The following is a 26,075-nucleotide window of genomic DNA, read 5'->3' as shown; positions in this document are numbered from 1 at the left end:
GTAAGAACAGGTTGATTTCTATTCTGATCGTCCCTGATTAGGCCGGTGTCCTTGGCGTCGCGCTATTGAAGGTGGCAGGGTGCGTGCGCGAGTAACAGATCCGGGATATAGCCGGGTAGCGCTAGACCTTGTCATCGCCGATCGTTGCCGGCTGGAAGAAACCCGTGTGGGTGGGGTTGCGTGAGTGCGCAGTTGACCTGGCGCGTACTCCGATCTCGTTCATAGACTCGCTTACCTCCCAAAGGAAACTGGCCATGCTTCGGACATCGGTGTGCTGAGAACCGCCCCATGCAACTTCTTTTCGCACCTGCGGAGCAGTTGCGTATGGTGCTCGGATCACCTGCTCCGCGCGCAAAGTCGATTCACCATGGTTTAGCAGGCCGAATGGAACAGCACGTGAAGGTACGCAGCAATGACAGCGGCGTTAATGTGCGCAATACGATCGCATTCGTCTGACTGTCTTGCCCCATCCGAATACCTGCGCAATGCGATTACTTTTTGCTAGCTCACCGCGTAACCCGCCCAGCGCGTAGTTCGTTCGTCAATTGCTGAACTGCCCGGGCGTCCACCGTTTTGCGCCACATGCGGCGTGACGATTCACTCGACAGCTGGCGACGAAGCCGGCAGTGTCGCAGTTCTTGTCAGCGCCGACCGTGATGCCGAGCGGCGCAACTCGCGGCGTCGGCGAGCGCCAACCCGGCCGCGTCGTGCTCGGCGGTGTCCGTCGTCAGCCTTACCCCAGCGTTGACCGCCAAGTCGTGTCGGTTGTCGGTCAACTCGTGGCTCATATAACAGAGCATCGCTCCTGTTCCCTTGCTCATGCGAAATGGGCGCGCCTGCACGTCATTCGTGGATCGCTGCGTCTCGTTACTGCGTTTCTGTCCCTGCCAGTTGTCATTCTGCGCCGCCGGTTTTTCAGGAGGCGCATTATCGCCTAGACCTGCCTTGGGCGCAGCCCTCTTGTGCCTAGCCCATGCCCCGAATCAACGTGCCGCCGACGCTTAAGGTCCCCAGAAAGAGACCCGCGCTCGCGCGCGGTCTCGACTGTCTCGTTAAAAAGCAACACCAGCACATCGTGTTAAAGCAACCGGTCGCGGTTTTTGCTAAACGTCGAGTGGTCCCACACGGTCCCGTCCATCGGCAGGCCGACGAACCAGCGGAACAGCATCTTGTAGGAAATCTGTTCAACCAGTCGTGCAGCGCCGGGGGACCATCGCGCCATCAACGAGCAGCTAACCCTCTAAGCGGGAAATAGTCCGGTCGACAGATATCGGTCGCCCCGGTCGCATACGACGAAAACGATTGTTGCCCCCTCTAGCTGCCGGGCGATCCGCAAAGCAACTTCACATGCACCCGCTGCGGAGACACCGCAAAAGATGCCTTCTTCAGCAGCCAAGCGCCGGACCATTGCCTCTGACGCCGCCTGAGTCACGGACTCGATCCGATCGATGCGGGTTCTTTCGAAAATCTTTGGTGTATGGGTTTCCGGCCATCTACGGATGCCTGCGATGCGCGAACCATCTTCCGGTTGCACTCCAACAATTTCGACGCTGCCGCTCTGTTCTTTCAGAAATCGAGACACACCCATTATCGTGCCGGTAGTCCCCATCGCGGAGACAAAATGGGTTACGCGACCTGCTGTGTCACGCCAAATCTCGGGTCCTGTCGTCTCGTAGTGGGCCAGCGGATTGTCAGCATTAGCGAACTGGTCGAGAATTATGCCCTTGCCGTCCTGTTGCATTTGTTCGGCCAGGTCTCGTGCGTATTCCATCCCGCCGGTTGCGGGCGTCAGAATAATCTGCGCGCCGAAGGCCGCCATGCTTTGGCGGCGCTCCACTGAGATATCTTCCGGCGTGACCAAGACCATTTTGTAGCCTCGGATAGCAGCCACCATTGCAAGCGCGATACCCGTGTTGCCACTAGTGGATTCGATCAGCGTGTCGCCCGGCTTGATATTGACCGCGGGCTTCCGCCTTTTTGATCATCGACAGTGCGGGTCGGTCCTTCACCGAACCCGCGGGGTTGTACCCCTCAAGCTTGCCGAGTACCACGGTCCCCGCTTCTCCAATATCGCTACCAGGGATGGATTGCAACTGCACCAGCGGCGTGTTGCCGATGGTATCTTCAACGGTCTTGTAGGACACGATCTTATTCCAATGGGTCAACGCGATGAGCTGTAAGAGCTCGGGTGATACGGCCAGGCGAGCAACATACAGTTACCGGCGTGCGTCGCCTCTCTGCCCCGTTGGTATCTCCGCGACGGCGTATCCGAGTAGATCGGCTCGACTAAGCGCATCATTTTCTCCGCCACGAAGTGAATTCACGAGAATCATGCCGTACTCTCGATATGTTGTAAGGTCACGATAAAGCGCCGCTATCGCAGCACAGCACACGGTTAATCGTTATGCATCCGTGCAGAACCGTGCTAGGCGCCAGCAGCACAGTGGCGTCGTGTTCCGGGTAATACTTGTAACGCGACAACAGTTAGATATTGCGGCGGCCGTTGCTGTCGTCCCGACCGGTTCGCGCCGAGGACTGCCCCAAGCTCCCTATTTCTCAACTCAACGGGAAGCTGCGCAGAGTCTTGATAATGCGGGGCCAGCTTCCTTCGTCCAAGGGGAGCAGCGAAATGCAGCCAGAGCCGACTTCAAAACTGAATCAAAATTTGATGGGCTCAGAAGCCTCCAGTTTCGGGCGCGGGGGCTTCACATGCCTGCCTTGCGGGCGTCCGCGGACGCGGCACGCGAGACTCGCGCGAAATCGCGCGAAATCGCACGATCGCAGCAAAACGTACAGCGGTGCAAGATTCAAATGGGCAGTCTGACTAGCGCCTAAGAACGCGCGGGCCTGGTAAGACGGTCACCCGGAAATCCCATCGCTATGACCAGCCGGCGTCCTTTTTCATCTCGCCGAAGAATGTTCATCGCCGCGTTGAAGCCGGTTGCGCGCGATCGGTTGTGGATGCACGACACGCACGCAACAAGGACAATAAGGAATTTGGACGACTCGTTCGAGGATCGCCACGGGCCAGACCTGACAATCCTGTCGATTCGAGATAGCGTTGTGCGACGCAATACACACGCTCCCTGCTAAGGCGCTATCTGGCCTTGCACTAACCTCAAGGTTTCCAAGTTTTGCGCTCATCCGCATTCATGAGAACAGCCGTCGCTTGGATAAAGCTACCGAGTTGTCTCCAGTTACACGAGCGGTATCAGGCAATAGCGCCTCGATCAATAACTCCGCGTAAGGGTCCGTATTGAACCAGCATAGGAGTTCGTCAAGCGATCGTGGCTCGTTTTCGATCCGCCAATCAATGGCTACCCCGTAGTATGCGGGTGTCTCGTTGGGGATGATAAAGAGCTTGCAGAAGTTGGTCGCAAGATCAATTTTGGCGACCCGAACAAAATAGCGGCGCTTCGGATTCTTGACGAAGAAACGATCTGCTTCTGCCGCGATAGTTTGGGCGATGGCGACTGTCATTCAACATACCCCTTGGCTGCTTTGTGTCGGAAGCCGCTAAACCTAATGGTTGGTAGCGGCTCGGATAGGCTTTTCTGCGTCTCTTCAGGAATCGGCCGGATCAACAAATTAGGGCGCCGTACACTGTGTGTTCCCGAACGGGCGACTCAATTAACGGGACGAAACGGACCGATGTGACGGCACCTCGCCTGCGTCTTATATCTCCCGCCTGGCGAATGGCGAGAGTACCCCAAACCTAACGGTACAGATCGAACTCACGGCCTTGCAACCCCCGACGGTTGAGTGCGCGGCGGCTCCCAAAATAGGGTAGCGCGAGATCGAATCCTGGGCCTGGAAGCAGCAAAGTACGACCGAACTTCGTGGGACCAATCTGGCCCACCATCCAGCCAATTCCGGCCGCGCTCAAAGCGAAAGAGGGCGACTTCAACGACGCAGCTTGGGTCGTCTCGAATCCGAAAGCAAGCAACGGAACGCTTGCTACGCCCATTCGAATGCGACGACCAAATCCAAGTTCCAAAGCATATCGCTTCTTCCGGCTTGCCTTCTGTTGCAGCGTAAAAGTGCCGCCGCAATTCGTGAATCGCCCTGATCTGGATAGGACGCATATATATATCACAGTATGACATTAACAAGGCGGTATTACAACAGAATTCTGTAGGCAATTGAAGGGCGCTTTGTCCGCGCCGGCGCCAGGAGATTATTGAAAGCACGGACTGCCTGGATCCGAAAGATGGCGGGTTAGAAATGTGATCCCAAGTCGGCGTTTCGCTGCTCGAATTGACGGGCTCAGTTATCGGAAAACATCGAAAGCGGTGTGAACGGGTTGCGCATCTTCGCACCGGAGATCCGTCTGGCAAGGCGGTTGTATGGCCCATCCGCAACAAATCCCCGCGCGCGTATCATTTGTGCCGATCATTTTGAACAAAATTTCAGACATGCAGCGGACGACGGGCCAAATCGCAAAGCTTATGCGTTTATGACGCATCAATACGAAGGCTCAGTTTCTCGCTCGATTTGCGCGAACTCGCTCGCATTTATGCGTACCGGGGGTTGGAGAACTGCCATTTCGACGGCTGATGAGGACATAGAATCACAGTGCCCGGGACGCTCTCACAACTCCGACAGCGTCGTGACCGATGGTCAGGTGCACACGAAGCAGCCCCGAGCGCACGTTCGACACCTGCTGATATAGAGAGGGTCCGGACTGGAAGGCAGATCGCCACGGTAATCGACCAGCGGGCACCTCTAGCCAGTGACGAAGCGATCGTTCGCTCTTATTAGCGCGAGCTAAAACGGCCATTTGACGGGGCGCAAATTTAACGCTCGAAATGGCTGGTGTCAGGGAAGATTTGGCGTCTCCGCAAGATAGGACGTGCCCGGTTCCGAGCAGTCTGGCTTAGTCGCACGTAGCCCCTCGGCCCGATGCGGACGCCTCAGTCACTCGTGGCAAACGCTTTTAATCTCGAAAGTTCTCCCGTGAGTAGCATCTCTCTCAACAATGCGCAGAACGTAATCGATGCGACTGTATGGTATGCGTGTCGACGACGAAGCAGCGCGGCGGTGCGCACGGGAAAGGGCGGATCGAGCGGCACATATGACAGGTCAGGATGCTCGTGTTGCATGGCGCTCGGCAAAATGGCCGCGATCTCGCCGCGGCGGATAAGCTTCAGAACTGCACTAATTGAATTCGCTTGAAGCGCTATCGTTGGCTTAATTCGATGTGCGAGGAAATAGTCGTCCACATAGCGTCGCGAAACAAAGTTGCCCGTCAAGAGCGCAAGCGGAATGTCGGCGAGCTGATTCGGCACCACAGTGATCGAACTCCGTGCCAGAGGATGTGCGCCACCGGCAACCAGTGTCAATCGCTCGCCGAAGAGCGGCTCTACGTCGATGTCGTCGGAGCGCACGTCGGAAAAACCGATTCCGATATCGATTTGGTCATTGTTCAACGCCGCCTCGACGGCCTCTAGCGGACTCTCGGACAATTCAACACTGATCGCGGGGTACAAGGTGCGAAACCGTCCGATGAGCGGTCCGACGAGGTATTCAGTGAACGTCGGCGTCACGGCGACACGGACCTGACCACACGACAGGTCACGTACATCGCCTAATGCCCGCCTTCCCGCATCGAGGTCGAGCAGGGCACGTCGTGCGTAGACGATATAGGCCGATCCGAAATCGGTTAGCCGAACCATCCGGCCGGTGCGATCAAAGAGTTGCCGACCTAATCGGCTTTCGAGTTGGCGGATCTGTTGCGATAGAGCGGGCTGTGACACCCGAAGCGTCTCAGCGGCACGCGTGAAGTTCCCATGCTCGGCAACCGCTATCAGATATCGAATGTGGCGAAGTAACATGCCATCCTCCCATAAGCGTTTCTTATTGCCTCCATCCGAATCCAGTCTTGGACGAAGAAAAATGCACTCGGCAAAATCATACTTGCGGCGGCGATGTCTTGTCGCTCGTCAAGCGAATCGCGACGGTAACACGTGAGCGCGTTGGCAGCCGCTGACCCTGGAAGCTCGAAACGGGCGATGCGACCGTGCGCTAACGCCGCGGCGCTTATCCGGGCGCGCACGGAAGGTTCCACCGTCGCTATGGACGCTTATGCGGTCATCGAAAGGAGGCAAAAATGCAAACAGTTGTCGTGGCTTCAATCGTCCTCATCGCAGTAGGAGCGCTGGCTACCTTCGCAATGGTAGAACTCCTGCCGCAAGAGATACTGGCAAAAGCGGAGATCCACGGCCGTTTTGCCGGGCTCGGGGATAGGCAGCAGGTTTCAACACAGCCGCCGGATTCAGCGCGCCGTAACGGGACGGCGTGGCGTAACCGAGCACAAGCCCGCCGCCATGTCCGACTCCCGCGCGGTGCACTTACTGCACGCAAAATCGCCTGGCGGCGTCTTGCAAGCGGACGGTAAGCGACACGGGAGGGGATGCATTGCGATAGGCAACTGGATTAACTCAGCGATCGCGAACAAAGGGAGGTCCGCTACGATAAAGAGTGCTCGCCGCCGTCCTGGGGCGAAAGGGGGTGATGGCTCGCGGATAGCTGTCATAAGCTGGATCGCCAACGTATGGCCCCCGAGCGACCGACGTCGCAAAACAAAACCGGTCCGGCACAACGCGCTTGACCCCATGCGCGTGGCCACGATCGAATACTTGCTCGCAGCCTCCGGCCAGCTATCCGCATGGCGTCGCGGAAACCTCGAACAGAACATCGCATGACACCCGATCGAGAAGCAATGCATGATTCTCGCCCGTCCACCAGCGCGAGAATACGCTCTCCCGATGATGACCAATTACGATCAGGTCTACGTTCAGGGATTTCGCAAGGTGAGGAATCTCATCGATAGGGTTGCCAAACAACGTATGCCCGGTCGCCGCGACCCCGAAACCACGCAGCTTATCGATGCCTTCCCGAAGAACCGCCTGCATCGCTTGTTCGCTTAAGTCGAAGCTCACGGCCGATAACACATCGAACCCTTTCGCCCAATAAGAGCAGTCAAGAATTGCGAGCAAATGTGCCTCGGCGTGCAGCAGCTGCACCAATGCGCCGCCGCATTGCAAAGCGGCGCGACCTTCCGAGGTCCCGTCATAACACAGGAGAACGCGCTCAAACGGCACCATAGTAGACGCCTTCGATCAGGTGATAACCGACACTGCCTCAATCAACGCGAATCCAAGCAGCGCACCAACCATTGCGCTGATCAGTTTCGGATGCCATCGATCGAGGTGAATCGCACTAAGAAACGCGCCAATCAGGATGACCCCGAGCAATGCGAACACACCGATCAAATAGCAGAGTTCAAAATTTGTGGTAATCAGCACAATTGGCAACCTTCCAAAAAGTAGGGTGTCGCCAGCGAAAAAGGTAAGCCATCGCCGCTGCTCGCCGCACCTTAGGACTAAAATTGGACCTTGACAGCTCCATTATAGGTCACGCTGTGATATATGTCACTATTGTTGTTCCTTCTTCTCTGCGTGACCGCTAACTTACCGACGCGCTGCTCATTTCCTGCCCTAATCGACTCAGAAAATGCTCAAACATTAGCCGACGGCGGGAATAGCCCTTCGAGGCGCTTTTCGAGAGCGCCAGCCTTCATTGTCGACGGGTCCACGTTTCGCAATGCTCGCTTGTTCTTGTCGTCAGTTTGGCTTTAACGTCCACTGGGTTTCTAGTAAAGCTATCAAGCAACAGGACATTAATATCACAACGTGATAGGATAGTATGCACCAAGCGTTTGGATGACTTCAAAACGGAAATCTGATGTGGTCATCTGAGATCAGACCTAAACGTGGTCACAAATGTGGAGGGCACCGACAATGCTAGTTACGTTCAAATCCCGTGCCGCGCCGGATGTGCAGATGCTGACCGATCTGGCGAGCTTCCTGGTTGGCATTATTGGCAAGCGGCTTAACGCGCACGGCGTGATTGCGAGCGACGAAGTTCCTGGCGCTATCGCCGCGTTGGAGGAAGCAATATCAGTCCAACAGAAAATTGCGGCAGAACATGAAACCGCGCATTACTCCGGTCGCGATAGTTACGATAACAACGTCGGATCGCTGTCGCAGCGCGCCTTCCCTTTCCTGGACATGCTACGTGAAGCGCAAAAGCACCATGCGGACATCATTTGGGGCCTCTAGTGGGCTATCTCCGCGCCCAACGAAAGCCTCATTTCGGGACTGGAACGCAACAACGGACAGTCGAAGCATTGCGCTTACAAATGCTGCACTATCCGCTCCCGTTTTGACCGAGCCGTGAAAAGCTTATTGAGCCGCTTCGTGCTGAAGTTCCGTCTGCTGATATAGCCCGAAAATCAGATCCGCTTGGGTGATCATGCCTACAAGCCTGGCATTCGAATCAAGCACCGGAATATGGTGATGACCATGCGCCGCAAAGATGGGTACTAAGCTCGCGATTGGTGTTGTGGCGGCGACTGTCGAAACGTGAACAGTCATTATCCTGGAGACGTTCAGCATTTCGCTGTGCCGCCCTGATAGACATTGTTCCAGCCACATCGACATTTGCCGGGTAAGACCGCGTCGAATGCTGTTATCGGCATCTGCTCGCGTGATGATACCCATGACGGCCGCCGTGTCGTCAACGACTGGGAGCGCCTTTATGTCATTGCGTCGTAGCAGCCGTGCAGCTGCTCGAATGGTCGCTGTCGGCGGTACCGAAATGGCAGGCGTCGACATGATGTCCCCGCAGGTCAGTCCGGAAAACGTGCGAATGTAGGATTGCAGCTGAACCTCAGCAAGCAAGGACTCCAGGTCACCAAGGTCGATATCCAGAATTTCTTTTCGGCGACCTATTACAGCCTGAAGGTCTGCGCGTGTAAAGCTTTGGGTGCCGTGCGCCGCGCGCTCGGCGGCGCTTGCCCTCAAGTCCTTCAGCTTTGAAGCTGCGTGCGGGTAGCGATGTCCTGTGGCAGCGTGGAAAACGATCGCAAGGCCCAACAAGGCGAATGACTGGACTGCGATCGGCGCAATCACGAAGCCATAGCCGAGCGAGTGAATACCGGGGCCGCCAAGCACGGCAGTAAGCGCCACGGCGCCCGACGGCGGATGCAAACATCGGAACGCAAACATCCCAGCGATTGCAAGCATGATCGCTAACGGCGCCGCATCCATTGGGTTGGGCATTGCCTTGGCGCAAGCAACACCAACGATCGCCGAAACGATGTTCCCGCCAATGATTGACCACGGTTGCGCAAGCGGGCTCGCTGGAACAGCAAACAATAGGACTGCTGAGGCACCCATCGGGGCGACCAAGAGCGGAAGACCGCTATCACTGCCCAACCAAACAAACATCAAACCGCCGGTAAAGGCAATTCCAATCAGCGCGCCAAGACACGACCGCAGACGCTCAGGCCATCCGATGGCGACCGGCAACGGCTTAAAGCTGACTAACCAACGTGATATCGAGGCGCGAGACATGAGTTGTCAATTCCCAAATCAAGTTACGGATTGCAGAAACGCTGGAGGATTTTTCGAGAAGTTTCGCGTAGCAGCGCGGGGCCTTTTTTTGAGCGCTCTACCTCGCCGAAAGTGATCTAGGAAAGGACGCGGGGGTCAGCACTGAGCACCGGTTACGTTGATACCGGTCCGGCTCTACGTTCGGGATAGCTAGCGAGCCGTCTCGAGACCCAACAGGTGCCCGAGACGGCGATAAGTCATACACCATCGGACTGGTTTGCGTCGGCCGATCGATCCGCAGTCATAAAGCGCTTCTTGAGTCCGTGCACAGGCGTTCGGCGAAAAAGCTCCCGTCGCTCCTCTTCGTTAAAATGGGCGAGCGATGGCTTCACTAAGTCGCTACGGCTGATCACTCCGATTAAACGGCGGGTTGCGATGTCCGATACGACGGGCAACCGCTCAAGGCCGTGCACCGCAAGCCGGTTTGCAATGGTCCGGCACGTTTCTCCGGGCAATGCAACAACGGGTTGGTTTGCGCCAAATAGTTCTTGAATTGTCGATGCAGCGTTCTCATTGCTCTGCTTGACAAGCGCCTCGCGGTCGAGCATGCCCACCAGCGCGTTGTTGTTAGTTACTGGAAACGCCCGGTGTTTCTGCGTTGGGCCAAAGTAGATAGACAAAGCGTCCACCAAGCGCATTTGAGCGTCGATTGTTTGTACTTCCCGCGTCATTACTTCCTCGGCAAAGTGACGCTCAAGCGGATCAATTCCGTACTCGCGATAGATGTGATATCCCCGGCGTGCAATCTTTTCGGTCAGGATGGAGCGGCGCATCAGCACGACTGTAAAACCGTATGCAACAGCTGAGGCCATCAGCAGCGGCAGCAACACGTTGGCATCATGCGTCAACTCGAATGCGAAAACTGTCGCCATGATCGGGGCACGCATCATCCCGCCGAGCGTCGCGGCCATAAAAATCAAAGGCCATACTGCCGGCTCACCACCCGGCATCCATGGTCCAAGAACGGCGCCCATTGCTGCGCCCATCATGAGCAGAGGAGCCAGTACGCCTCCCGAGGTGCCCGAGCCAAGCGCGATCACCCAGATCAAGGCTTTGACTAATATTAGGCCGACTACGACACTGATCGCGAGGTGGTTATGAAGAAGGTCCCCAATGACGTCATACCCAACCCCCAACGCGCGAGGTTCAAAATAGCCACCGATGCCGACAGCCAGGCCGCCGAGCGCGGGCCACCACATCCAGTGTACCGGCAGCTTGCCGAAAAGATCTTCGACCTTGTAGAGGGCCGAGGATAATCCCCAAGACATGGCGCCAGCCAATAACCCTGCGCACACACATGAAAGCAGACCGGTAGGACCGAGAGGGAGCGTTTGCATCGGGAAAAGTGCGCCGCTGCCGATGACGAGAGGGCGGGTGAACCCGGCGACCGCGCATGCCACGGCGGCGGGAAGCAGACTGCGTGGCCGAAGTTCGAACAACAGAAGCTCGACGGCGAGGAGCACGGCCGCCACCGGGGTCCCGAAGACGGCTGTCATCCCGGCAACGGCGCCGGCTACGAGCAGGGTTTTGCGCTCACCGCCTGTCAAATGGAAATATTGCGCAATCAGCGACCCGATCGCACCGCCCGTCATAATGATCGGGCCTTCCGCGCCAAAAGGTCCGCCGCTGCCAATGGCGATAGCTGAAGAAAGCGGCTTGAGCACGGCAACCTTGGGCGACATCTTGCTCTTTCCGAAGAGGATGGCCTCGATCGCCTCGGGAATCCCGTGTCCCCGAATCGCCTCGCTGCCGTACCGTGCAATCAGGCCGATAACGAGCCCTCCTACAACGGGGATAGCGATGACCCAAAGTCCAAGTGCGTTGTTTGCGGGGGAGTGATTGGCGAATGAAGCCGTCTGAAAAAAGAAAAGATTTGTGAAAAAATTGATCAGGTGCAGCAGGACGTAGGCGGCAATTGTGCTGATGGCGCCTACGACCGCTGCTATTGCTGTGATACGAAGAAGTCGCCCGTTGACTGCGAAATCTCCTCGTGAAGCATGCTCTTGCACATCGACTCCCGGACGAAAGTGGAATAACGTATGACTTTTATGGCAGACTCGGTCGCTCTTCAGGAAACCGCGACTCCGGAGAGGCGCCCCAAACAGCCACATTGGCGAATCAGTAATCGATTTGCGGAACCTGGAAGGTATTAGAGAGCGATCTCAGTTCGGCCCGATGCAGTTCGGCCAATCGCAGCAGGATTTTCTCACCCGGGTGCAGGAGACGAACTTCAACTTGCCGACGATCGACTGAACTGTGGCGTCGTTCTACAAGCCCCAATGCCTCACATCGCGTGACAAGCGCGACAACCCCGTGATGGTGCGCCTGAAGTCGTTCAGCCAATTCGCCAACCGTTGCCCAGTCTCGATCTGGATATCCCTTGATGTGCAAGAGCAGCAGGTACTGTAGTGGCGTGATGCCTTCGTTTTGCGCGGCGCGTTCGGAAAACCGCTCGAAAAGGCGCATCTGATAGCGAAACGCCGAAAGTTGTTCGAAGTCTTGTTTGCGCACTGCGCGATTGATCGTGCTCACTGGTTAGATGCCTTCTAGATATAAGCTGGATTAAACCTATCATAACGTGATCGTATCACGTCAGGATTCGACCGGTGCAACTCGGCCGGCGAGTCGCATCCAGTATTGCAAGTTGTCTCGCGATGGAGATAGCGCCAAACGACTTGTCAGCGCCAATACCGCTTTTAACCGCAGGCGAGCGCGCCCATTCTTTGACCGTCGATGTGACGCAATGAAGTCTAGCCGCTCACGCCGGGTCGCCTGAATTGGGTTCCATTTTCCCATCGCTTGCTACAAGGATATCGCCGGCGAACGGTTGCCGACCGCAACATAAGGCCTAAGACACTGAACATGATCGGGTTCGCGTTCGCGTTTGAAGGATCTGTGCGGTCTTTCACTACTTCGGCGGACAGCTAGATGTTGCCTTCGGCAAGTAAAAGTATCATGATACGATGCATATTCTCTTCCGTAGCAGGCGCTTTCGAAATCGGTATGATGGTCCAAACTGACTTTTCGCAGTGGCTCGCACGCGTTTGCGCCGCGGCTATACAGGCAGCGCCGGGAAATCTGCATCAATAAACGCCCTCCGAGTCTGGGCTGGAAACCGCTGGTCTCGGGTCGTTGAGGGACCACTTGCGACGGCGAGCTGACCCTAGGAGGCTGTTGACGCTTACTAGCACTGTGGTCACGGGTACCGCCGTCATCAACGTCTCAGTAGACCGAAATTCGGCGTAACAGTCAATCCGTTAAACAGACACAGGAGAAAGCTTTTATTGGTGGTCAACGGGATACAGCGACTGATCGGCGTGATTGCTCGCGCCGATTTAGAAGCCATGCTCCCTCCGGTTGGGGTCGTCTTGCCAAGGCCAGCTTGGAACGGATACGTGGAGGGCAGAGTTTGGCGGTTACTAGTCGGCAGCGTGACTTCAAAACAGTCCCTTCTATCGACGCGGTTTCTCCGCTAGCGGACATCATGCCCAACTTTACAAGTACAGAGCATCATCATTTGCCCCTGATGCCCGACGGTAAGAAGGCGCCACGCGGATAATTGGTCTTCAGTACTTTCGCTCGTGCGTGGGTAGCGGCTGACTACGGTCACTTAAAAGAGCGTATCGGATCATGAAAGCGCATCTGTTGTACAAGCGTCAGGATTTCCTGCCAGGCGATGATCTGTCGTGGGTAGCGGACGCGCCCATCGCGGACTTTGAAATCAACACACTTGTCTCGGCGATTGCGTCGGCGGACGCCTTCTAGTGGACGTTGCCCGCAAGGACGTGGTGACGAGTGATCGTGATTTGGAGCAGATCATCTACCTTTAGAACCTGGTGGATGGCCGTGCGGCGAACACATCAACGGTTCGCGCGTCATGTGCAATTGCCGTCGAAGTGATCGAGATCGAGAAGAAGAGGAAAGCGGGTCAAGTTTTTTTTCGTGATGCACATGTATGAGATCGCGCGCGGCGTGTACGACGCGACGAAATCGGGGCGGTTTTCCTGAGAGCGGAACGACGGGAGGGTGGCGAGCGAACGTTCGGCGTTTCCTTCCGTAGAAATTGCTCGACACCAACTACGACAAAGACCTATATCGGCAGTTTTTTACGAAGGACGCGCATGCCACAGAGAACGAGAGACCTATGGTGGAAGCCTGATTTTGAATGATGCGCACTTTCCGAAACCAGATTAACGCGCCAGTATCAATGAGTAGGGAATTGGAGCATAACCGAGGAGAAGACGTGTCTACTACGAACATGGAGCACTCAAGCGAAGCATCGAACAAGGTGGAGCTCGCTAGGCGATCGCCCGCAAGCCCGCCGACGTTGGCGTATAGACTTGTTGAAGAGATGCTGGCGCTCGCGGATATTGAAATCGGGGGATCGCGTCTATGGGACATCCGGCTGCTCGCCGACGGAGTACCAGAACGTGTTCTTGCTCAAGGCAATCTCGGGTTGGGCGAGGCGTATATGGCGGGGCAGTGGGAGTGCGACGAACTTGATCAGTTTTTCGCGCGGGTTATGCGTGCCCACATCGATGAGAAAATCCATCCATCTCGACTTGTCTTCCACGCATTACGCGCGCGCTTACTCAACCGGCAGACCGCGCGACGCGCATGGAAAGTGGGGCAAGTCCACTACGACATTGGCAATGCGTTCTATGAGGCCATGCTTGACAGCAAGATGACCTACACCTGCGGCTATTGGTCCGGGGGTGCGCGCACATTGGAAGCTGCGCAGGAAGAAAAGCTGGATTTGATATGCCGCAAGCTTCAGTTAAAGCCCGGCATGCGGTTGCTGGATATCGGTTGCGGGTGGGGCAGCCTAATGGGGTTTGCCGCAGAGTACTACGACGTGGAATGTGTAGGGCTTACTATTTCACAGGAACAGGCGGAATGGGGAAGGCAGCGGTACGCGGGGATGCCGGTGCAGTTTCGGCTCCAGGATTACCGAACGCTCAACGAGCGGTACGATCGCATAGCGAGTGTGGGCATGTTTGAGCACGTCGGTGCCAAAAATTATCGTAGCTATATGGAAGTTGCGCATCGGTGCCTGCATGACGGCGGTCTCTTTCTTCTGCATACAATTGGAAAGAACCGTCGTCAGTCGACGCCGGATCCATGGATGGATAGATACATCTTTCCCAATGGCGAATTGCCCTCGATCGGCCACGTCGGTGACGCAGTCGACGGGCTTTTCGTGGTTGAGGACCTCCACAACTTTGGCGCCGATTATGACCGCACACTGATGGCGTGGCACGCGAACGTCGAAGCGGCATGGCCGCAGTTCGCCGATCAGATGGGGGAGCGGTTTCGCCGGATGTGGCGGTACTACCTGTTGTCCTGTGCCGGCTTATTCCGTGCTCGTGATATCCAACTCTGGCAATGGGTGTTATCGAAGGAAGGCGTCGCGGGCGGCTATCGAAGACCCGCTTTTCGTTAGGCCGACGTCACGTTGCTTACGAATCCCGCGGCCAGGCCGGTGGTGAACTGATGCGGACTGCGATTCTCTGCTGTCGGAACCGGGGAGCCGCGGAGCGTCGGGCTGATTGATTCGTCAGCAGCGTATCGCGAATGCGCTCGCGCACTTATGGACGTAGCGTGAAGCGAAGTGATCGGATACGAGTTAGGGCGAACCCGACCGTCTGAGGGTCGCGCTATGCGTGACATGATTCGTTTCGCAGCTGGCCTGACCTATTTCAAACGACTAAACGTGCGGTTCCACTACAGCCGCGGCATAGGTCTCATGGCAGAGCTTGTCGACCTTGGTGTGACCAACATCGACACGTCGCTCGCCGGTTCGGGTGTGAAGCACCCCTCCGGCACCGGGGGCCAACGTCGGCGGGACATGCACGGGAGAAGCGGTCAGGAATTACGGGCCGTTGCGCAAAATGTTGCCGCGAACCATCCCTAACCATGCGGTAGTGCTTGATCAACTCCCGCGAAATTATGGCAGTGCACTGTTTGATGCTTGACAGTTTGTGTCGCGTTCGATGCAGCTACCCGAGTCGTACGATGTGCTGGATACAAGATTGCGTTAGCGAATGGTACGTGGATTTCCGCTGGGCGAATCGACGAACAGAAACGATTCAAGTGACTGTTTATGTGGAGTCCACCTTTGACACAATTAACCCTCTCTCTGGGTTGTGAAATGCCAGATAGCCGAATACGGAGAACGAAAGCGGTTGCTCGATAGCATATGTTTCCAGCATATTCCGCGAAAGTCTTGGCATGTCCATTCTGCAGAGGAGCGAAATCGAGCGAAAAGTTGGCTCCAGTGATGCCAAAGCCCGATCACGCAGGTTTTTTAGCCGAACGCAACGGACTGCGTCATCGTGATGATGGCGTCGGCTTGCAGCGCGCCCAGGTCGTTTCGATTCCTTCGCCAACACGATGGTCAGCAGGATTGACGAAATCGCTTAACGCATGAAGTTCGTGGGCAACCTCGCCGGTCAAGTATAAAAGGTCACCAGTGCAAAGCTGCCGGTTGGCTGTTCCAGCAATTATGCGGATTGTGCCCTCAATACATTGAACAGTAATTGGACCGTCTACCGCATGCGTCGGCATGGATTCGCCAGAGAGCAAAATGATCCGCATGACCTCCAACCGATCTTCTTTGAAGAGCGCGGCGTTGCAGGTACCTCGAATCGCGCTACCCAATGGACGCACGCTCGCGACTTCACCAGAGAAAAGAGATCGATCGCCATTAAGTCGCCTCTCAGTCGAACCACTCTAGATAAAACTCTTTCTGTTCAATATGAAGGCCGTTGAACGGGTGGAACGCTGGTCTCACCGTCTGCGCGCTCCGCGGCCGCGGACTCCTCATTGATTACGCGTAACAGTTCGGCAAATCGCTCGGCGGTTGGGCCCGTCGTTAATGGATCTGGGCGGCCAACGGCGCCGGTCGACTCGATCGCCCGCCAATCGTCCCGGTCGCAATAGCGCTCGGCTGCCGGAGACAACGTCAACTCCTCGATCGCTATGTTATGCCGTAATCGCTCGCCACAGAGCCGAACATCAATGTCGATCAGCTCTGCGACATGTTTTCCTCGCTTGCGGCGGCTTCCACGTCTTGCAAGAGCTGATGCCCTTGACGGATAAGGACGGAATGTTGCGCTTCAATCTCCAAGGCAAGCTCACTTGATAGCCCTTTTTTTCCATCAGCCGGACAGCGATTCGATCCTCGATGACGTGATGCGATGCATCCGGAAAGCGGGTCAGGTAATACATTGCATCGACTAACAATTCGATCCCCGCCGCGGTCGGATCGTCTCTCAGCGATCGACGGCCGTCGAACAAACGGTCAGCCGCTTGAAGGTTTTGTGCTCCAGGTGCAATTTGTCAATAATATCGTTCATCAGCTTCCTCGTTCGATGAGCTTTGCGAAACAGCGACCTTGGCAGAAGTCGCTGTCGGACCAAACCCACATCGTTTCTTCGGCCGCTTCATGCAGCGCGACGGAACCTATGCATTTCGCGCGCGGTCAAGCAGCATTAGGTTCGACTAAATCGGTACGCGATAGCCGTAAAACTCATGATCCTCGTTGTAACCGCCTTGCCCCGCTCCAAGATGCGTAAAGTCTTCGACAAACTCGATAGCCGAGATCCATTTGACCATCTTGAACCCAAGTTTGCTTTCGCATCGCAAACGCAGCGGTGCTCCATGTAGCACTGTTAATCGCGTTCGATTCATTTCATAAGCCAACAGGGAGAGCTTATGACGCATATTTACAAGGCTATGTACATCGTAATATCGACCGCCGTCGGCACCCTCAGCGAGGGAATAAAATACTGCGTAGCGGGCCTTCGTCAAAGGCTTGATTCGTTCTAAGATGTGACGCATCGGAACGCCGCCCCATTGCGCTAACCCGGACCACCCCTGAATGCAGAAATGAGTCGTGATTTGTTCTTGTTTGGGCATCGCTTGCAATTCAGCGAGTGAAAGCTCAATAGGGTGCTCGACGAGACCATAAATCCTGAGCCGATATTCGGCGAAGTTACCCCGGACCAGCGCGTCAAATTTGGGCGAGTCGGGCATCGTGCCGTTCGGCCAGAAGTATGGGGATATGTCTTTCTCAGTAAGTTCGCTCCGCGCATCCCACCATAGAGTCGCCATGTTGAACGGCCAAGAAATAATCGTTCCGACTTTTTGCACCAACCGTACGTGACGAAGTGTAAACGGAGACGCTACCCACGACGCGATTCCGAGGAGGGTCATGGCGCAGATGAAGACCAGAAGGCCGGTCGCGGATTGGCCATTCAGTCCGGCAAACATCATGTTGAGATTTACTCGCGCATCTGTAATGAAAACGAGCGTTACATGAGCGAGAATAAAAAGAAGAAACCAACAAAGCGCAAGGAAATGAAGGGAACGTGCACGTTGACGATTTAAGATGCGACCGAACCAACCGAGTCGATTTGAAATCGCGGGACTTTGCATCAGGCCGGTGATTATCGAAGTCGGCGCCGCAATAAAAACCGTTATGAAATAGGCGATCTGCTGCAAGCTGTTGTAGCGCGTCCAACTGCGATCGACCGGAAAGGTAAGCGACAGATACTGCAACGCTGTGTACACTGCGTTCGGGAAAACCTCCCAAGTCGTGGGTACGATACGAAGCCACTGGCCGGTCGCGAATATGAGCGCGTAGAAAACGACGCCGTTGATCATCCATAACAGCGTTGTCGAGAAATGCCACCATCGAGCAAGGCCAATCGAGTGGCGAATGCCGGGAAGTCCCAACCAACCAGGAATGGTGACTGAGTCATCCTTCGCCGTCCGGATGCGGTCTGTCGGTACAGCTTTTTGAAATCGGAACCATTCGGTTCCGGGAGTGCAGTCCCGCCGCCAGTACAGCCGCGGATGATCCGCCAGGATCTGAAGGCCCGCGCGGACGATAAAGGCCATGAAGAACAGGTTCACGAAGTGCTGAAGTCTGAGCCACAAAGGGAAGCCGGTGGCAACTACCGCAGCCGTCTTGGGGATACCTGGATAGCGAATCAAAAATTGCTGCACCGTTGGGACCTGCCGGAAAGCTTGTACAACAGCGACGCCCATAACGAGGAAAAGAAAAGCGACAGGCACGAACCATAAAATGTTGACCCAATGTTGGCCAATTCTAAGTTTCGGTACGACGCCTGCCTGGGGCGGCAGCCAATGACTCAACCGGACGCGGTCATCGGCGGGAGAAAGATCGGTCTCATATGGGTCGTGCGACGCCTGATAACGAATATCGCTCAAATGGACTTCCGACCGAGTTTGGTATTTTGTGACAAGTAATCCTGTCGAATGTGGCTAAGGGGCAATCGTCGAAGGTCGCTTATATCCTTTGACCCTACTCTGGGACGCAACCAACGACAAGCTCTTTATCTCATTCGGGGCATCGAACCGCAAATGGAGCTCACCCAACATAGCGGCGCGTGCTCAGCCCATGTGTTGAAATATTACGAACGAAAGTGGCAGTGGTCCTTTTTCTGCGCGCTTGGGCATGCCAGCCCGAGCTTTATCAGTGCCCGATTTTTCGCCTGCTCATCACCTGTAAATTATTCATCCGATTCGTTTTTGTCTTCAGGCCCAGCATTCACGAAATTGCCCGGTGTCGCGGTGTAAGCAAAGAGGTTGAGCCCATCAAATCCGGACCTGTTCGCACTTCGTGACGAGTCAATTCTACGATGTGTCAGTCGCTTACCAATCGCGGGTTCGTCGATCTGTATAATCTGAAGCTTTGCTTTTCTGGATCGCTTATCTCGGCGGGGGTCCGAGACGATGCCTTCCAGGTCAGCACGAACGCGGTCGCCGCCTAAGCGTCGGCTCTGCATGCCGTTAAAGCGGTATAGCTGTTGAGGCCGCCCGCGGCGACGAGGACGTCGCACGTTGGCTGCTTGTAGCCTACTTCGTCGTTGGCACGGCATAGCAGGTCGGACGGCGCTCCGTTCCTTCGCTGGGACGCCTCGAAGCGCTTGGCGGCCTTACTAATCTCGGGGCCTTGTAGGGTAGCATCGCGCCAAGTCTTTTCGCCGTCCATAGACACTGCGACACAAGTGACGCGCCCGCGGCCGAGCCGTACCAACCCGCTAGTCGGATAGAACCCCGGGCCGGACCGGTGCTGTTCCGCGGAGGGTCGTGTGTTGCTGATTTAACATCCATTTCAACCACGAACTGCCGCGCGGGCCCATTTGCCTGTAGGTCCGTGTACTTCGATGGTTCCTCGTGCATCATGAACGGCTCGGCCGCAAGCTTGATGCGCCGCAGCCATTTGATATTCATACTTCCTTCGAACCTCGTCAGCAACAAGCGCAATGGATGGCCGCTTTCCGGGCGCAGGTACTCGCCGTTCTGAGCGTAGACGAGCAGGGCGTCGTCGAGTCCTTTCGAGAGGGGATACTGCACGTCTTGGCAGTCGCGAGTGCGCCTTCACGAGGAACCATTCGCTCCCGAGGCCACGCCGAACTCGTCGAGCACGGTGGCGAGCGGGACGCCAGTCCACTCGCAGCATGAGAGCAGTCCGCGGGTCGTCTGCACCGACTGGCCGCTGGGATCCTGCCATTCGCTTGCGGTGTGACCTAAGCATTCGAGGATTTGGAGACGCGGAACGGACGGAAAACGCGTCAGGTAGTCAAGTGTGAATTCGCGGGCTTGCGTGACGAGCCCGTGTATCACAAGGCGATGCTGCGCCGGGCCAATCAACGGCACGCCGCCATGGTGCCGTCCAAATACACGTCCCTATCAGCGTGATCGCCCCGAAGAGGTCACCCAGTGGTGTTAGTGTGGAGGCGGTGCAGGGCATGGCGGGCCGTCGCAAGATGCGCCGCATGATGTCTTTTTCGAATTTCGAGGGCAGGCCGTACGCGTGCCACGGGCCCGGCTCGCCGGGCTGCTGCCTCCTCGTTCGGCCCGGTAGCGGCGCTTCAACCGCTCGGGCGGGTGGCAGCAGGACGATAGCGAGACTAGCGGCCCCAAGTCCGCCGAAGACGAGTCGTCGGCGCGGCAACATGGTTCGTCTGTCGTTCAAGGATATCCTTGGCGCGCTGCTGGCCCCCCCCATGTTCTGATACATATATCCCCGGGAGAGCTAGGCGCGAGCGAGTCGGAGCGGTTTCTGTTCTTGCGGCGAACTCCGGAATTGGGAGGATGGATTCAGCACGGCGAGGTGGTTGCTGGCACTTTGCCGTCCCTTGCGCTTTCGCAGGAAAGTCCCACGGAGGCAGGAACCGGGTGGCGGGTTGATTGTAAGACGCGGTACGGCCCTGCTCACCGCTTTAAACTCGCATGCGGTGCGCCAGACGTTGTAAGGGGCCACCGACAAACTTTCCTGCGAGGCACTCGTCTGAATGGCGTTAGCTATCGTTGATGGCGTTCCGAACCTCTCTGGGCTGCCCCGAATGGAGAGGACTTTGGCCGATCCAATAACAAGCAGCTTTTTTTCGGTTGCGAGCCCGCTTACAATGGTCATCCTGTAGCATGCTATTTTTTTTGCGCCCTCGAGGCGTCCACGTTGCAGCCAATGAACCATGCAAGCGCCGGCGCAATGTTTGCAAGTGACACCGACGCGACCTGACGCGTTGCATCGTCCAAAATTGGCGCGGTTCGCGTCTTATCTTTGCGAGCATACTCGGCGAAGGCAACGCTTGTATCGGGTAGGAGTGCCAGCGCAAACGCAGCTGACTTCACACGGTGTACCCCATCGAGTTCTGTCGTCGCGGGCTCGTCAATCGATATGAGTGACTGGGCAAGTTGATGCAACGATCTGTGCAGCCGCCACGCAGGATATGACTGCCGTTGTGTGACGAATTGGTAGCGACCGTCTTTGCTAGCTCCGAGATTGAGGATTGAGCTTTCCGATTCCAGATCCGCCTGCTCTTGCGGAGACACGGATTCAATGTGTGCATCAATAAATTCGATACTGCGAAGGCTTTGCGCGACTGTATCTCGCTGCAGTGCGCTGCACGCCTGCCGTCCCGTCTGATCGTCCCGTTCGGGGGCGCTCAATGCGTTGTCGGCTTGTATAAGAAAAAGCGTTGCCAGTATCGTCCAGAATAACCTGTCCATACACCCTCCAGTTCCGGTGGGCAAGTTAAACTATTCACTTCTGCTTGTCTGTTCCCCCGCACACGTTCCCGCCTCCGCGCACCTCAGCGTGCACCTTTAATAAATGACTTCCAGTCGCATCCCGAACTCAGCTCTGCTATTCATGTCCGCATTTACGAACTTCTCGGCTGCCATTATCCGAGTGCAGCAACAGGGGACGCCCAGCCAGTACCTCGGCCATACTGGCACGTCGCATCAGCAACGCGGCCATTTCCGCCGATTCGGCTCCATGCACTTCGTGAGCAACAATCTTGCGACCGAACACGTCCAGCAACGTGTACCGGTAGTAGTACTGGCCCTTGACCGCCGCCGGCATCCAGGCGATGTCCCATGACCAAAGCTGATTCGGTGCTGTTTGCACAACGACTGGTGACCATCCGAGTCGAGGGCTTGCGCGCACGCCCCCTGTAGTGGTGCCGCGAACCGCTGCGCAGAACGCGGAAAAAGTTCGATTCCAACGCGATATAGACGCCGCGATCCGCTAGGCTCGGCACGATCTGGCTGGACGGCGAGCTGGTAAGCTCCGCACAGTTTGCGAACTCAAGAATCCGGCCTTTTCGACGGCGATACTCGGCCAGCCCGCTGCATTGAGCGGCGCGGTTTCCAGCAGACTGCAAACTTGTCCTCCGAAGACCATACTTCGGGATTCTTCCCATCGACCGGCACCGCCGACCCTTGTCCTTACTCTTGTCGGCACCACGCGTACAACATCTGTTCGGTAATCCCCGTTTCACTGGCCAGCGCCGAAACCAGCGCGTTTTTCCGACGGCATCATGCGCCGCATCAGCGCTTCTTTTCTTTCTGCCGAGTAGGCGTTCATTCAACCAGATTTTACCGCCCCCGGACCATCTATGAAAATCAGATAACACGACAACTATTCTGACGCCGGGGGATGTGCCCGCTGCAACAGCGAGACCTGTGAAATAAAAACGGCAGACCGTTCGCACTTGCGAGATCGATCCGTTTTTTTTATTCGTTCGCGCATCTATGTGTTGTCTACACCGCCTAAACGTATCAGAATACGATACATATTCCTTAGCGGCTTTGCTCGAAATCGGTATGCCTGTCCAAAAAGACTTTTCGCAGTGGCTCGCACGCATCTGCAGCACGGGAACAGCTGAGTCAGGAGATTTGCATCATGACAAGCCTTTTAAATCGCCGCCGGATAGCGCTCGTCTCGATTTGTTGAGGAACAATTTGCTACGGCAAGCTCAGCTTAGGATGCTGTTGGCGCTTACTTGTGCAGAGATCATGCACGCCCCTGTCATCAGCGTCACAGCAGACCAAACTATCGGCGAAGCAGTCAATCTCCTAAACAGTCACAGGATAAAACTTCTACCTGTCGTGGACAGTTTGCAGCGGCTAATAGGCGTGGTTACGCGCGCAGATATAGAACCTACGCGGCGGCCGCTTCAGGTCGTTCGCCCAAGGCTCGGTCAGGGTGAAGCAGCCGAGTGCGAAAGATGTCAGTTACCTGTCGCCAACGTAATGGCTACAGCTGTCGTTTCAATAGACGCAGTCACGCCGCTAGCAGAAATCATCTCTAGCTTTACGAGTAAAGGGCATCATCATCTGCCCGTAGTGTCCGAAGATAAGGTTCTCTTAGGAATGTTGACACAATCCGACATCGTCGCGCTCATGTACCGCGGCATGTGAGCGGTCACGGGATGCGCCCCACCGCCGCGCGGTACGATAGCACGTGTCTTCACTGGCCTCGAATAGTTCGGTTGTGCACCTGATAATCCGGATGGCTGGATAGCCTGGTCGCGAGGTAAAATCCGGCCCGCCCGATCATTCTCACCGATGCACCGTCCGGTGGCGCAGGAACAAAGTTATGGTTTCGCCTATCACCAGAAGTATTCTGCGAACACCGCTGGGCCTGCATATTCGCATCGATCGTGTAGACCTTCTGGTGAGCTCGTTCGGAATCCGCGGATGCCAACGGTTGAATCAACGATTCAACTCAAATGGAATTTCTGCGTGGAAGCGGCTGATGACAAAAAGGCCAGATGCTTCCGTGTGCGCAGGCGGTTGTAGTAGATCTCGATGTATTCCGCGATTTTCTTTGCCGACTTGGTCACTATTCGCGAACATGCGATGATAGATAAGTTCGGTTTTCAGTGAGCCTCAGAACGATTCGATGGGTACAACGTCGAAACAGTTTCCATGGATGCCTGCCTGCTGAACTGCTTGATGAGCTTCCGATATGCGTGGGCGCAATCTTTGGGCGGATTCAACCGATCGTCGCAAGAGAGGCGGGCCTGGAATCTGGACAGTCGATTAGGTGGAATCGCTGGGGTCTGAGATAGGCATAATGCTTGCAAAGGAGCCAGACAATGACGAAAGAACCCGGCGCTCGCACTCAGCGGCGTTCAAGGCGAAGGTGGCACTGGCAGCAGTATGGCGCACGCTGGCAGAATTGGCGCAGCAGTTCGAGGTTCGTCCGAACCAGACCACGAAATAGAAGCGGCAGTTGCAAGAGCGAGCGGCCGATGTGTTCGGTGCGGCGAACGCGCCCGTCAGTGAGCCGCCGGTGTATCTAAAGGCGCTACACGCAAAGATAGGCCAACTGGAGCTGGAGAACGATTTTTCATATGGCCTTTTTTTGCATGCAGGACGAGCACCGCGTGCAAGCCAAGAAGTGCCATTTTACGCTGCGGCAAACGACGGATCTGCCAGCGCGTTAGCGGTTCCCTCCTTATACCGGCGGCCAACTCATAGTGATGCAAGTACATCGTTTGCCGTTGGGTAGGGGCCTGTGCACGCAGCTGCGCTGCGACTAACAGCTTGGTGATAGATCCCGCAGCACCCAGTTTTATTGCGTCGGCGGCTTGCGCGGGCGCATCGTGGCTCGTGATAAAGCGCACCAGCACGTGCCCTAGAGCGGGGCTAGACTTAAGGGACTCGCACACGTCAAAGCCGGTTATCCCTGGTAGGTTAGCATCTAGCAGTATTTAGACAGTAGGCGCTTCGTTAGGGAGAGCGATAGCGGCCTCGCCAGACATCGCAAAGCGTTAGTTGGGAAATCGCTCAACATTTGACTACTGACCTGGATCATTGTGAACAAGAAGTAATCTCCTCCCGTGTATAGACATCTGCGGGTTCTCCGACTTTAAAGCGGGACTTATTATCGCGTGCTCGGGGCATCGGAGGAGGTCGTTCGCAACGCTTGCCGCAGCATGCGCCGCCAGGTAGCGGCTTTACTTACCCAACAAAACGGAGGCAAGTCGTCCGTTCAGGCGAGATAATCGCCTTACAACTTCCGTGCAGCCGTGCGGCGACACGCCGATTAATAAACCGACGCGCAGCGCCTGATGTGTTTTGCAATCTTCAGAATGCGGTGTAAGGCTTCAACGGAGCTTTATCATCCCGCGTCTTTGGACCGCCAATTCGACGAACAGACGCGACTTCTTGCGATTCCATTGTAAGCACCAGAGCGTCCCGTCTTGAATCGTAACATTCCGAATGTGAAGGCGATGCTTTGCTCAAAGGAGAGCAGTGCGCTGGAGGACGAGATCATCAGAACAGCAGCTTCGATGGGCACCCGTCGCCCACAACAAGGGGAAGCGTTCTGGGGCGAAATAGCCACCGCCTCTAGAAAAAATGGCATTGGCCTTCTGCGGTTCTGCCGAGATAAGCGCGTCGCAGTAAGGACCTTCAACGTGTGGTCCGAGAAGCCTTCGGGCTCCGGCAAGAGTTCAGGCACCGCTCTCAGTGACTGCAGATGTGGAATTTATCGCGTCGGAAATGAATGGTCGGCGGACGCCCCCGGTGCTGGCCGTCGCACCGCCAGCAACTGGCGCGTTGGCAGCGCGCCCTTGTTACTCGCTCAGCGCCGCTTCAGACTCGCCGAATTCAATGCATTGCTCGAAGGGGTCAAAATCCCGGTGCAAAGCCGCACCGCATTGTGCTCCTAACGCGAGGGTGTTTCAGGGAAACGCCGAGCTTGTAAACGTGGTCTGAGTTGGGCATCATGAGACACATGCTACTTAACACCGTCACTGCCGCGGATCTTCCCGTCGAGCTCGATGCTCTGCATGTTGCTCTGTGGAGCAGAACCGGCTCGCACGAGTGTTGTGGGAGCAGTTGGAAATCCGTCAACATCGGATTGCGCAGTTGAACCGTGCCCGCTTCGGCGAGAGCTCCGAGCGTTTTGCGGGACAGTCCGGCCTGTTTCATGCTGCAACAGACGTTCGGGCACCGCGAGCTGTCGACGTCTTCCCTTTAAAAAGTCACACTTGCAAGGGACGCACCGCGCTACCGAAGGACCTCCAGCGTGCTCCCATCGAATACGATTTAGGCGCCGAGCAGAAATCGATGTTCAACACGCTTGGATTAGTCGATGAAGAGCGCAGCGAGGGTCCGCACCACGAGCCGTCGTGCTTCTATAACTGTCCCGTTTCGCTTTAAGCGTTTTCGATTGGTAAAGCGGCGGACTGGTCGACGCCCTTTGCCGCAGCGACGAGCCTCAATAAGCGTTTCGTCGTTCCATGAGAGAGGGACCCTTGAATCCACCGGATATTTCACCGCTCG

At 56.1% G+C, this 26,075-nt stretch carries 17 protein-coding genes and 5 pseudogenes; 8 read left to right on the top strand and 14 right to left on the bottom strand.

The window, feature by feature from the left end:
• Positions 1 to 442: 442 nt before the first annotated feature.
• From ACSQ83_RS27810 to ACSQ83_RS27785, 6 genes and pseudogenes are all read right to left on the bottom strand, one after another.
• Positions 443 to 1,192, bottom strand: a pseudogene (locus ACSQ83_RS27810) (transposase); the annotation flags it as partial.
• Positions 1,193 to 1,240: 48 nt separating this feature from the next.
• A pseudogene (cysM, locus tag ACSQ83_RS27805) lies at positions 1,241 to 2,144 on the bottom strand (cysteine synthase CysM).
• 1,006 nt (positions 2,145 to 3,150) lie between these two features.
• Positions 3,151 to 3,480, bottom strand: a complete 330-nt coding sequence (locus tag ACSQ83_RS27800; protein ID WP_436230407.1) for a hypothetical protein — start codon at positions 3,478 to 3,480, stop codon at positions 3,151 to 3,153.
• A gap of 1,433 nt (positions 3,481 to 4,913) precedes the next feature.
• A complete protein-coding gene (gene cynR / locus ACSQ83_RS27795; protein ID WP_436230406.1) occupies positions 4,914 to 5,834 on the bottom strand; it encodes a transcriptional regulator CynR in 921 nt (306 codons plus the stop codon).
• Positions 5,835 to 6,659: 825 nt separating this feature from the next.
• Positions 6,660 to 7,106 carry a universal stress protein gene (locus ACSQ83_RS27790; protein ID WP_436230405.1) on the bottom strand — a complete coding sequence of 149 codons (447 nt, stop codon included), beginning with the start codon at positions 7,104 to 7,106 and terminating at the stop codon, positions 6,660 to 6,662.
• A gap of 15 nt (positions 7,107 to 7,121) precedes the next feature.
• Complete coding sequence (locus tag ACSQ83_RS27785) at positions 7,122 to 7,307, bottom strand: hypothetical protein (RefSeq protein WP_436230404.1); 186 nt, start codon at positions 7,305 to 7,307, stop codon at positions 7,122 to 7,124.
• A gap of 495 nt (positions 7,308 to 7,802) precedes the next feature.
• Here ACSQ83_RS27785 and ACSQ83_RS27780 point away from each other — a divergent pair, with 495 nt between their 5' ends.
• Entirely contained in the window at positions 7,803 to 8,123 is a 321-nt protein-coding gene (locus tag ACSQ83_RS27780) for a DUF1840 domain-containing protein (protein WP_436230403.1), read from the top strand.
• A 123-nt stretch (positions 8,124 to 8,246) separates the two neighbouring features.
• Here ACSQ83_RS27780 and ACSQ83_RS27775 read toward each other — a convergent pair whose 3' ends face one another.
• The 3 genes from ACSQ83_RS27775 to ACSQ83_RS27765 all read right to left on the bottom strand — a co-directional run bounded on the left by ACSQ83_RS27775 (position 8,247) and on the right by ACSQ83_RS27765 (position 11,990).
• On the bottom strand, positions 8,247 to 9,419 hold the full coding sequence (locus ACSQ83_RS27775) for an HPP family protein (protein WP_436230402.1): 1,173 nt from the start codon (positions 9,417 to 9,419) through the stop codon (positions 8,247 to 8,249).
• Positions 9,420 to 9,655: 236 nt separating this feature from the next.
• Positions 9,656 to 11,467, bottom strand: a complete 1,812-nt coding sequence (locus ACSQ83_RS27770) for a chloride channel protein (RefSeq protein WP_436230401.1) — start codon at positions 11,465 to 11,467, stop codon at positions 9,656 to 9,658.
• 109 nt (positions 11,468 to 11,576) lie between these two features.
• Entirely contained in the window at positions 11,577 to 11,990 is a 414-nt protein-coding gene (locus ACSQ83_RS27765; protein ID WP_436230400.1) for a MarR family winged helix-turn-helix transcriptional regulator, read from the bottom strand.
• A gap of 1,098 nt (positions 11,991 to 13,088) precedes the next feature.
• On the opposite strand from ACSQ83_RS27765, the gene ACSQ83_RS27760 reads away from it, so the two are divergent.
• From ACSQ83_RS27760 to ACSQ83_RS27750, 3 genes are all read left to right on the top strand, one after another.
• Entirely contained in the window at positions 13,089 to 13,223 is a 135-nt protein-coding gene (locus ACSQ83_RS27760; RefSeq protein WP_436230399.1) for a hypothetical protein, read from the top strand.
• Positions 13,224 to 13,701: 478 nt separating this feature from the next.
• Positions 13,702 to 14,901 carry a cyclopropane fatty acyl phospholipid synthase gene (gene cfa, locus ACSQ83_RS27755; RefSeq protein WP_436230398.1) on the top strand — a complete coding sequence of 400 codons (1,200 nt, stop codon included), beginning with the start codon at positions 13,702 to 13,704 and terminating at the stop codon, positions 14,899 to 14,901.
• A 216-nt stretch (positions 14,902 to 15,117) separates the two neighbouring features.
• Positions 15,118 to 15,372 (top strand): hypothetical protein, encoded by a 255-nt coding sequence (locus tag ACSQ83_RS27750; RefSeq protein WP_436230397.1) that lies wholly within the window; start codon positions 15,118 to 15,120, stop codon positions 15,370 to 15,372.
• Between the two features lie 1,589 nt (positions 15,373 to 16,961).
• Here ACSQ83_RS27750 and ACSQ83_RS27745 read toward each other — a convergent pair.
• From ACSQ83_RS27745 to ACSQ83_RS27730, 4 genes and pseudogenes are all read right to left on the bottom strand, one after another.
• Positions 16,962 to 18,695: a molybdopterin-dependent oxidoreductase gene (locus ACSQ83_RS27745; RefSeq protein WP_436230396.1), complete on the bottom strand. Its 1,734-nt coding sequence runs from the start codon at positions 18,693 to 18,695 to the stop codon at positions 16,962 to 16,964.
• A 648-nt stretch (positions 18,696 to 19,343) separates the two neighbouring features.
• Positions 19,344 to 20,114: pseudogene (locus tag ACSQ83_RS27740) on the bottom strand (molybdopterin-dependent oxidoreductase).
• A gap of 804 nt (positions 20,115 to 20,918) precedes the next feature.
• Complete coding sequence (locus tag ACSQ83_RS27735; RefSeq protein WP_436230395.1) at positions 20,919 to 21,503, bottom strand: hypothetical protein; 585 nt, start codon at positions 21,501 to 21,503, stop codon at positions 20,919 to 20,921.
• A gap of 169 nt (positions 21,504 to 21,672) precedes the next feature.
• Positions 21,673 to 22,362 (bottom strand): annotated as a pseudogene (locus tag ACSQ83_RS27730) (DDE-type integrase/transposase/recombinase); the annotation flags it as partial.
• A 167-nt stretch (positions 22,363 to 22,529) separates the two neighbouring features.
• On the opposite strand from ACSQ83_RS27730, the gene ACSQ83_RS27725 reads away from it, so the two are divergent.
• Both ACSQ83_RS27725 and ACSQ83_RS27720 read left to right on the top strand, forming a co-directional pair.
• The gene (locus tag ACSQ83_RS27725; protein WP_436230394.1) at positions 22,530 to 23,198 is read left to right on the top strand and encodes a CBS domain-containing protein; all 669 of its coding nucleotides are present in this window, start codon (positions 22,530 to 22,532) and stop codon (positions 23,196 to 23,198) included.
• A gap of 658 nt (positions 23,199 to 23,856) precedes the next feature.
• A pseudogene (locus ACSQ83_RS27720) lies at positions 23,857 to 24,132 on the top strand (transposase); the annotation flags it as partial.
• Here the strand turns inward: ACSQ83_RS27720 and ACSQ83_RS27715 are convergent.
• Positions 24,062 to 24,493: a response regulator gene (locus ACSQ83_RS27715; RefSeq protein ID WP_436230409.1), complete on the bottom strand. Its 432-nt coding sequence runs from the start codon at positions 24,491 to 24,493 to the stop codon at positions 24,062 to 24,064. The pseudogene ACSQ83_RS27720 and the gene ACSQ83_RS27715 overlap by 71 nt on opposite strands.
• A gap of 495 nt (positions 24,494 to 24,988) precedes the next feature.
• Between ACSQ83_RS27715 and ACSQ83_RS27710 the strand changes: the two genes are divergently transcribed.
• Both ACSQ83_RS27710 and ACSQ83_RS27705 read left to right on the top strand, forming a co-directional pair.
• Positions 24,989 to 25,459, top strand: coding sequence for a hypothetical protein (locus tag ACSQ83_RS27710; protein WP_436230393.1), 471 nt, complete (start codon positions 24,989 to 24,991; stop codon positions 25,457 to 25,459).
• Between the two features lie 130 nt (positions 25,460 to 25,589).
• Positions 25,590 to 25,952, top strand: a complete 363-nt coding sequence (locus tag ACSQ83_RS27705; RefSeq protein WP_436230392.1) for a hypothetical protein — start codon at positions 25,590 to 25,592, stop codon at positions 25,950 to 25,952.
• The last annotated feature ends 123 nt before the right edge of the window (positions 25,953 to 26,075 follow it).

The organism is Caballeronia sp. LjRoot29 (assembly GCF_964252755.1).
Lineage (GTDB): Bacteria > Pseudomonadota > Gammaproteobacteria > Burkholderiales > Burkholderiaceae > Caballeronia.
Note: the sequence above shows the minus strand (reverse complement) of the source record. Positions and strands in the feature narration are given on the sequence as shown.